The sequence below is a fragment of the Endozoicomonas sp. genome, assembly GCF_051008435.1.
Classification (GTDB): Bacteria; Pseudomonadota; Gammaproteobacteria; order Pseudomonadales; family Endozoicomonadaceae; genus Endozoicomonas_A.
On record NZ_JBPCXO010000434.1, the window covers coordinates 1 to 8914 of the forward strand.

8 protein-coding genes and 1 tRNA gene are annotated in these 8914 nt (G+C 49.0%); 2 read left to right on the forward strand and 7 right to left on the reverse strand.

The genetic code is table 11. From position 1 onward, the window contains the following. Positions 1-200: 200 nt before the first annotated feature. The 5 genes from secF to queA all read right to left on the reverse strand — a co-directional run bounded on the left by secF (position 201) and on the right by queA (position 5868). Positions 201-1115 (reverse strand): protein translocase subunit SecF, encoded by a 915-nt coding sequence (gene secF, locus ACR2PX_RS21650; RefSeq protein WP_434001438.1) that lies wholly within the window; start codon positions 1113-1115, stop codon positions 201-203. Between the two features lie 10 nt (positions 1116-1125). Beyond that, complete coding sequence (gene secD, locus ACR2PX_RS21655; RefSeq protein ID WP_434001439.1) at positions 1126-2988, reverse strand: protein translocase subunit SecD; 1863 nt, start codon at positions 2986-2988, stop codon at positions 1126-1128. A 203-nt stretch (positions 2989-3191) separates the two neighbouring features. Beyond that, complete coding sequence (yajC, locus tag ACR2PX_RS21660; protein ID WP_434001440.1) at positions 3192-3530, reverse strand: preprotein translocase subunit YajC; 339 nt, start codon at positions 3528-3530, stop codon at positions 3192-3194. 68 nt (positions 3531-3598) lie between these two features. Then, complete coding sequence (gene tgt, locus ACR2PX_RS21665; protein ID WP_434001444.1) at positions 3599-4711, reverse strand: tRNA guanosine(34) transglycosylase Tgt; 1113 nt, start codon at positions 4709-4711, stop codon at positions 3599-3601. A gap of 134 nt (positions 4712-4845) precedes the next feature. Further along, a complete protein-coding gene (gene queA / locus ACR2PX_RS21670; RefSeq protein WP_434001445.1) occupies positions 4846-5868 on the reverse strand; it encodes a tRNA preQ1(34) S-adenosylmethionine ribosyltransferase-isomerase QueA in 1023 nt (340 codons plus the stop codon). 362 nt (positions 5869-6230) lie between these two features. Here queA and ACR2PX_RS21675 point away from each other — a divergent pair. Then, positions 6231-6317, forward strand: a tRNA-Leu gene (locus ACR2PX_RS21675). A 61-nt stretch (positions 6318-6378) separates the two neighbouring features. Here the strand turns inward: ACR2PX_RS21675 and ACR2PX_RS21680 are convergent. Then, positions 6379-7236 (reverse strand): phosphotransferase, encoded by an 858-nt coding sequence (locus ACR2PX_RS21680; protein ID WP_434001441.1) that lies wholly within the window; start codon positions 7234-7236, stop codon positions 6379-6381. A 203-nt stretch (positions 7237-7439) separates the two neighbouring features. Between ACR2PX_RS21680 and ACR2PX_RS21685 the strand changes: the two genes are divergently transcribed. After that, the gene (locus tag ACR2PX_RS21685) at positions 7440-8039 is read left to right on the forward strand and encodes a DJ-1/PfpI family protein (protein WP_434001442.1); all 600 of its coding nucleotides are present in this window, start codon (positions 7440-7442) and stop codon (positions 8037-8039) included. Between the two features lie 123 nt (positions 8040-8162). Here the strand turns inward: ACR2PX_RS21685 and ACR2PX_RS21690 are convergent. Continuing rightward, positions 8163-8914 (reverse strand): hypothetical protein (locus tag ACR2PX_RS21690; RefSeq protein WP_434001443.1); only part of this gene is annotated, 752 nt, incomplete at its 5' end.

Sequence of the window (8914 nt, forward strand, 5' to 3'; positions counted from 1 at the left end):
GTGGCGCTCCTATAGAAGTCATCAAACAGTACGTTCAGCAGCAGAGAACACCGCATTAGTCGGCTATCGCCGACGAGCTTACATCCCCGCACTCAAAGTACGGGGTTTTACGCTCAACCGATAAAAAGGCCCTTTTACAGGCCGGTTTTTTTTAGCAGACTGGTAAGCGACTCGATAAAGAAGCTTAACTATGACAACAATCAGGGAGTCTGATCAGCATCATCTTCCTTAACAGGAACAATCAGATCTTCTCGACTGATCTTCATATAGATCAGCAAATTGGACGCGATGTAGATAGAGGAATAGGTACCCACACCAATACCAACAATCAGAGCGGTAGCAAAACCATTAATCATCTCACCACCAAACAGAAACAGTGAGAGCAGCACCATCAAAGTAGTACCGGAGGTTGCCAACGTCCGCCCCAGAGTCTGGGTCAGAGAAACATTGATAACCTCATCAGCATCACCCTTCCTCAGCTTTCTGAAATTCTCACGGATTCTGTCGTACACGATAATCGTATCGTTCAACGAGTAACCTATAACCGCAAGAATCGCTGCCAGTACTGTCAGATCAAACGGCAACTGCAGGATAGAGAACAGACCCAGCACAATAATGGAGTCATGGCTCAATGCCAGAACGGCTCCGACAGAGAACTTGAACTGAAAACGGAAAGCGATATAGAGCATTACCATGCCCAGAGCCATCAGCATACCCAGACCGCCCTGCTCTCTCAGTCGCTCACCTACCTGCGGACCGACAAACTCCACCCTTTTAACGACAACACTGCCATCGTGATTCTGATCAAGCAGCTTGGCAAGATTATGACCCAGAGCCGGATCATCACCCGGGATACGAACCAGAATATCGCGAACCGACCCGAACTCCTGAACGACGGCATCACTATGACCTGCTTCGCCTAACTGACTGCGAATTTCTTCAGTATTCGCAGGCTGGTCGTAGACCAGCTCAATCAGGGTTCCCCCAGTAAAGTCCAGACCCCAGTTGATCCCCTTGATTGCCAGGGATGCCAGTGAGCCAACGACCAACACAATGGAAAGAATGGTTGCGTAAGTACGCAACTTCATAAAATTAATGACTTTTTGATCTGCCATTGCGACCACCTCAGATGCTCAGTTTCTTCAGATCACGACGTCCGCCGTACACTAGATTCACCAGTGAGCGGGTCACCATAATCGCGGTGAACATGGATGTGACGATACCAATAGACAGAGTCACAGCGAAGCCTTTGATCGGACCAGTACCCACTGCAAAGAGAATCAATCCCACCAGCAGCGTAGTAATGTTACCGTCAAAGATTGAAACAAAGGCCCGGTCGTAACCATCGTGAATAGCCCGTTGAACCGGACGACCCAACTTTATTTCTTCACGTATTCGTGAGAACACCAGCACGTTGGCATCCACCGCCATACCCAGTGTCAGAACAATACCGGCAATACCTGGCATTGTCAGAGTCGCCCCAAAGATACTCATTGCAGCGGTCAGCAGCATCAGGTTGATGGCCAGGGCAATATTAGCCAGCAGACCAAACACCCGGTATACCACCACCATGAACATCACAACCATCGCCAGTCCCATCAAGGTGGAGTCCACACCCATCTTGATGTTTTCGGCACCCAGGCTTGGGCCTACTGTACGCTCTTCTACAAAATACATTGGCGCCGCAAGGGAACCGGCACGCAGCAGCAGAGCCAGCTCAGACGCTTCTCCAGAAGAATCCAGACCGGTAATACGGAACTGATTACCCAGGGCTGACTGAATAGTCGCAAGGCTGATAACCCGCCTTTCTTCACGGAAGCCAGGCACCTTCACCGCAACTTTCTCACCGTCGACTTCACGGATTTCAGTACGGGTCACCGGCTTTTGCTCGATAAATATCACCGCCATGCTACGCCCGATATTATTTCGGGTGGCGTTATTCATCTTCTTACCGCCAGTGCTGTCCAGGCTGATATTAACCTGCGGCTGACCACTTTCAGTATCAAAGTTGGACTGGGCACTGGAGACACGCTCACCGGTAATGATGATGTCTCGCTCCAGACTGACTTGGCGCGCACGATAATCAAACAACTCTGTAGTGCTGCGAGAAGCGTTCGGCAACGCCTCAAGGCGGAACTCCAGGTTCGCGGTTTTACCCAGAATACGCTTGGCTTCAGCCGTATCCTGAACACCTGGCAGCTCAACAACAATATTATTGCGTCCCTGGCGCTGTACCAGAGGTTCTGACACACCCAGTTCGTTAACTCGATTACGAACTGTCGTCAGGTTCTGCTTGACCGCATAATCTTCCAGTTCACGGATATATTGCTCAGAGTAACGATAAGAGACAACAAAACGTTCACCCAGATCTTCGGTGTCTACCAGCAGATCAGGAAACTCGCGCTTGATTCTCCGCTCAGCCTTATCACGGGTAGCCTCGTCAAGGAATGCCAACTGACGAGCACCGTCCGCACGATCCGGCATGGTGCGATAACGCAACCTTTCCTTACGCAGAAGTGTTCGAATTTCAGTATTGGAAATATCCAGCTTGGTCTTAACCGCTCGAGCGGTATCCACTTCCAGCTGGAAATGCACACCACCGGACAGATCCAAACCCAACTTCATGGGATAAGCACCAATGGAAGTCAGCCAGTCAGGCGTGGTGGGAGCCAGGTTTAACGCTACGATATAATCATCGCCCAGGGCGTCCTTGATCACCGACCTGGCCAGCTGCTGCTGATCCGCATGCTTCAGTCGAATCAATAAGGCATTATTTTCGGTATCACTGGCCTTGGCCTCAATATTGGCGGCTTCCAGTGCTTTTTGCGCCTTTTCCTGCACACCAGCATTGATCGTCTCTGATGAACTGGCGCCCGATATCTGAATTGCAGGATCATCGGGGTACAAGTTAGGTAGAGCGTACACAAAACCAAGTGCAACAATGGTTGCAATCAGCAGGTACTTCCACAGGGGATATCGATTGAGCATGGCCCACCGGTTCCTGTTCTATATATTAAATGCCTGGATCAGGAGCCTGTTCAGGGAACGAATATTCTCCCTGATGCCCAGGCAAAATCCGTTTCTCCAGAGATAACCGGAAAACATCTTCGATTTCCGGTCGCGCTTTTTTATCGTGAAAGAATTTTTCATTATCGATGATGCAGAAAAATTATTCCCTTAGCTCATGGCTATTACTTAATGGCTTTGATAGTGCCCTTGGGCAAAGAAGCTGCAACTGAAGATTTCTGGAAGTTCAGTTCAAGATTCTCGGCAACCTGCAGGGTAATAAATTCATCAGTAGAATTAACTACCTTGCCTACAATACCCCCGGTGGTCACAACCTCATCACCCTTGGACAGATTGCCAAGCAGATTTTTATGCTCTTTGGCACGCTTGGACTGTGGGCGCCAGATCAGCAACCAGAAAATCAGGACAAACCCGCCCAGCATAATCAGCTGACCATACATGCTTGGACCCGCAGCGCCTGCGCCAGCCGCTTCAGCAAATGCCGGACTGATGAATGGGATCATTCAAATACTCCTTAAAGACAATAAAACAGTTAAAATCTATCACTACGAAACCGTAACCAGGCTCTTCCTTACAGGGCCGGCACTGGCAGATCACGCTTTCGGTAGAATTCTTCGACAAAGTCGTCCAATTTACCTTGTTCAATGGCGTCTCGCAAACCCGCCATGACTCTCTGGTAATAACGCAGATTATGAATCGTGTTGAGCATACAACCCAGAATCTCACCGCATTTGTCCAGATGATGCAGATAGGAGCGACTGAAATTCTGGCAAGTATAGCAGTCACAACTCTCTTCTAAAGGACGTGAGTCCCGCTTATGAACGGCGTTGCGAATCTTAATAACACCTTCGTCCACAAACAAATGACCATTACGGGCATTACGGGTCGGCATCACACAGTCAAACATATCCACACCGCGACGTACGGCTTCAACAATATCCTCAGGCTTGCCCACGCCCATCAGATAGCGCGGATAACCTTCAGGTACTCTGTGGGTGATATGCGACAAAATGCGCATCATGTCTTCCTTGGTTTCACCTACAGAAAGACCGCCAATGGCATAGCCATCGAAACCAATCTCAGCCAAGCCTTCCAGAGAACGATCACGCAACTGCTCAAACATTCCACCCTGGATAATACCGAACAGAGCAGAAGGGTTATCACCATGAGCATCTTTGGACCGCTTCGCCCAGCGCAGAGACAGCTCCATGGACTCTTCCGCTTCTTTTTCAGTCGCTTCGCCATCGGTACATTCGTCAAAGATCATGACAATGTCAGAGCCCAGCTCACGCTGAACCTGCATGGACACTTCCGGGCTCAGGAAAACAGGAGAGCCATCAACCGGCGACTTAAAGGAAACACCTTCCTCGGTAATCTTGCGCAGCTTACCCAGACTAAATACCTGGAAGCCGCCTGAGTCCGTCAGAATAGGGCCCTTCCACTGATTAAAATCGTGAAGGTCTCCGTGTTCCCGGATAATTTCGGTGCCCGGACGCAACATCAGGTGAAAAGTATTCCCGAGAATAATTTCCGCCCCGGTGTCTTCAATATCTTTGGGCATCATGCCTTTAACGGTGCCATAGGTACCAACAGGCATAAAACAGGGCGTTTCAACCGTTCCACGGGGAAAGGTCAGCCGTCCACGTCGAGCTTCACCATCAGTGGCCAGCTCTTCGAACTGCATGAAGCACTCTTCTCTACTCATGAGCCTCTCAATTCAGATGACACAGGCGCCTGTGTCCATCCGACATCATTTCCAAAAAAGAATTAATTTTAAAGTGGGAGCGGGTCAGGGCTTTTTCAAGCCCGACTTACGACTTATTTCCTGGTCAGCCACATGGCATCGCCATAACTGAAGAATCGATACCCTTCTTTCACCGCCTCGTTATAGGCCCGAAGTATGGCGTCTTGACCCGAAAACGCACTGACCAGCATCAGCAATGTTGACTGGGGAAGATGAAAGTTAGTGATCATGGCATCCACAGAGCGGAATTCGTAACCCGGGAAAATAAAAATATCGGTGTCACCAAAGAAGGGCCTGATCTCCCCATCTCTGGAAGCAGACTCCAAAGAGCGAACCGATGTAGTGCCAACAGCCACTACTTTATTACCCCTGGCACGAGCGGCCTTAACCGCCTCACAAACCTCTTCCGGCACTTCTATATATTCAGAGTGCATCTCATGGTCGGCAATGTTATCCACCCGGACTGGCTGGAACGTACCTGAACCAACGTGCAAAGTAACGAAAGCCTGTTCGACGCCTTTATCTTTCAGACGCTGCAACATAACCTCGTCAAAGTGCAGACCGGCAGTCGGTGCTGCCACAGCACCGTCTTTCTCTGCAAATACGGTTTGATATCTCAGACGGTCAGCACTGCCATCTTCCCGGTCAATATAAGGAGGAAGTGGCATATGGCCATGTTCCTGCAATTGAGGCAGCACCGGCTCATCAAAATCAATCAGAAACAGAGCCCCTTGCCGACCGGTCACTTCTGCTTGAATACAGTCATCGGCCAGGAATATTCGGCTGCCTGGCTTAGGTGCTTTACTAGAACGGACATGTGCCAAAACCTTTCGTTCTTCAAGCACACGCTCGATCAGAACTTCCAGCTTACCCCCGGTTTCCTTTCGGCCAAATAATCTGGCAGGAATGACACGGGTATTATTCATGACCAGCAGGTCGCCGGGCTCAAGCAGGCTTTCCACATCGGCAAACTGCCCATGGGAAATGGTTTCTGTCGGGCCATCCAGCCGCAATAGGCGACTGCCAGTACGCTCCTGGGCAGGAAACCGGGCAATCTGCTCATCGGGCAGCTCAAAATCAAAATCACTGACGCGCATAATGGTGTGTGGTCTGGTACCTGAAAACAAAACAGTCAGGAGCAATACGACGGCTCCATCCAGCTCCATGAAAGTATCACCCCTTTCATGAAAATGCCTGTAACAACATAAAAAAACCGTTCAACTGCCAGAACTATAAGTTCAGGAGAGTCGATCGTTTCTCAAAAAAACGCGTCAATATACTGCAAAACCGAGGCCCTGTCAGGCGACAAAATACGCAACCCGGCATTAGAGAAATGGATGTAAGGAATAGACAGAAAAGTGAGATACCTGAACTCAGGTTAAAACGGCTGTTGAAAACGATTTGGGCTTATGTATACTACGCCACATCTTCTCGGGACAGCCCAGTCCTGAAAAACAGTGCCGGTGTGATGGAATTGGTAGACATAGGGGATTCAAAATCCCCCGCCTTCACGGGCGTGGCGGTTCGAGTCCGCCCACCGGTACCAATTCGTTTGTTTTATCTTCCGTTTGTTTTATCTTTAACTTATTCTCTTCAAGAAAACTCTGTTAAACGAATAACTCTTGTCGTTCATAATTTGAAACTCTGCGCATCAGCTTCAAAAACCAGGTCACAAAGTAAGACTTAAACCCCAAGTCAGCCTGGTAAAATCGTTGATGATAAACAATGACTCTATGAGCTAACGCATAAAACATCACGTGTCTGAGCAACGAACCCTTAGCCTCAACGCCATATCCTTGGCAGTAGTTTTCAAATACTCGACTCAAAAACTCTTTTGAAACATCAATGTCGAGATTTTCTCGTTTTGGTAAAAGCCAGACTAAAAACCAACCAATGTCGGTCATCGGATTGGAAAGGGTAGCCTCACACCAATCAAACCATTTCACACTGTCGTCACTAAACAGCACATTCATAGGATGAGCGTCGCCATGACAGACGGCATCTGGCAAATTCAGTTTTAAAATTTCACAACAAGCTTTTTCCACCTCAGGACACAACACAACCAGATCTTCATAAAGCACTTCTTCGATATCCCAATAGGACAACCATTCCTTATTATTAAGAAAGCAGCTGAAGGCATCACTTAGGTTGTTATAGTAAAAGGAAGTCGTTTTCAGGCCTGACTGGAAAGTACTGAAAGGAACCTGACGGTGAAATATCCCCAACTTTCTCACCGCCTCAAACCAGTGATTTGAATTGCCACTTTCAATCAATCGATCTCCACCCGACCGGGTGAGCAACCAACCCCTTTCAATATCAGCACCTAAAATATCAGGAGAAAAATCAGGCTTTTCTTTTGCTATTCGGCTTGCAACAAAAGCTTCAGAAACATCACTCTTTTTAAAGTAAACCAGACCTTTCTCTGTTGTTATTTTTACTATAACTGAGTGCTCAAATTTGCTCACCAGTTCAGAATCTATAACGGTTTCACCCTGCTCTCTCAGCCGATCATTGATCCAGTGTTTATAGTTTTCTGGTATCATTCACTCTCCTGAAAATACTTTAATTCCAACCCGAAACTCAAAGTTCACGCTCAGCACCCTATAGAATCCAGAGTGACAGAGCATCAGGTTAACTGATAACAACACTATTAATGAACAGTGGCAGTATGAATGTCGGAATTCTAACCCTTGATGGTTTTAACGAACTTGACTCTTTGATCGCTTACTCAATGATTAACCGCCTTGAGTCATCAGGCCTCAAAGCTCATATAATTGGCACTACCGCATCAGCTACATCTATGAACGGCCTAACCATCAAAACAGAAAAAAGGCCTGATTATTTAAGTGAGTGTGAGGCAGTGATTATCGGGAGTGGTAGCAAGACCCTATCACACCTGGACAACGAAATTTTGCTCAATCAAATTAAACTGAATGACGAAAAACAACTAATTTCCAGTCAATGCTCAGGCGCACTCATTCTTCAAACCTTGGGCTTTCTCGAGAATCAATCTATCTCAACAGATCAATTTACTCGATCAACCCTAGAAACTCGGGGATACACAACCAACGAACACTCTTTTTCTTACAAAAAAAAGATCGCCACATCAGGAGGCTGCCTGGCAAGCACATACCTTGCCACCTGGATCACAGACTCCCTTCTTGGAAGGGAAGCGACGGTCGAAATGCTGGAAAAAGTACTACCGGTTGATGACACCAAGAACAGAATTGCGGAAATTTTTGAGAAAATTGCCATCACCGCCGAATGATCTTATGGCTGAGTATGATGTGAGCCGGCGCTATGAATACTGCCTATAAACGACATTATCATTCTCTTAATTACAGGGCGAACCGCTTACTCGCCCTGTCAGTGGCTCAATTCTACAGGCAGCCTACTGGCCGCCTCCGCCCCCGTTATTACTATTACAGCTGCCGTCTTCACAGCCATTGTCCGTCTCCGCCGGGCACCAGTTCGACGCTCCGCCAATAGGGCTTCCGCCTCCGCCGAAGCTGATGCCTCCGCCCCAACCGCCACTGCCGCCTCCGATGATGCTGGAACTGGAGCCGCCTCCGCCACTGTTACCCGAGCCACCACAACTTCCGCCACTGCTGTACCAGGTCATGCTATTGCTGGAGTTGACAACCTGGCCATTGGCACAATGACTCTCCCAGTTCACCCGGCCCCAGTACTGGTGCGTCCAGCAACCCCCTCCGGTGGCACTGCCTTCGTCGTCCGGGTTGAAGTGTCTGAGGGCCGTAATCCGGTACGGCACCGTGTACACTTCACCCGGCTCCAGCGTCGCCGGTAACGGTTGCAGGTATTCGAACCGCGCCACGTCATTGCCCGTGGGCAGATCACCGGCCATGCTCTCGGCCCGGATCAGGCCGTGGTTGGTCAGAGTGATTTCACCGTTGAGGGTATCGCCCTTCTTCATGACCGGCAGGTTGATGCTCATGGGTTCAATCACCACCACCGCGACGGGCACATCGGTCTTGAACTCCGCCTGCAGGTTGATCTCGTAGCGATCTTCCAGGGTGATCTCCTTCACTTCCCATTCCACCGTGATCAGGTTGTTGGTCAGGAAGATCTCTTCAGCGGTGACGATACCCGGCTTCACCCACAAACGGCCACTGACGTCTTCGT

What these genes read in the sequence shown, in the direction of transcription:
- secF (WP_434001438.1), bottom strand. Translation starts at nt 1,115, where the DNA reads ATGGCAGATCAAAAAGTCATTAATTTTATGAAGTTGCGTACTTACGCA.
- secD (WP_434001439.1), bottom strand. Translation starts at nt 2,988, where the DNA reads ATGCTCAATCGATATCCCCTGTGGAAGTACCTGCTGATTGCAACCATT.
- yajC (WP_434001440.1), bottom strand. Translation starts at nt 3,530, where the DNA reads ATGATCCCATTCATCAGTCCGGCATTTGCTGAAGCGGCTGGCGCAGGC.
- tgt (WP_434001444.1), bottom strand. Translation starts at nt 4,711, where the DNA reads ATGCAGTTCGAAGAGCTGGCCACTGATGGTGAAGCTCGACGTGGACGG.
- queA (WP_434001445.1), bottom strand. Translation starts at nt 5,868, where the DNA reads ATGCGCGTCAGTGATTTTGATTTTGAGCTGCCCGATGAGCAGATTGCC.
- ACR2PX_RS21685 (WP_434001442.1), top strand. Translation starts at nt 7,440, where the DNA reads ATGAATGTCGGAATTCTAACCCTTGATGGTTTTAACGAACTTGACTCT.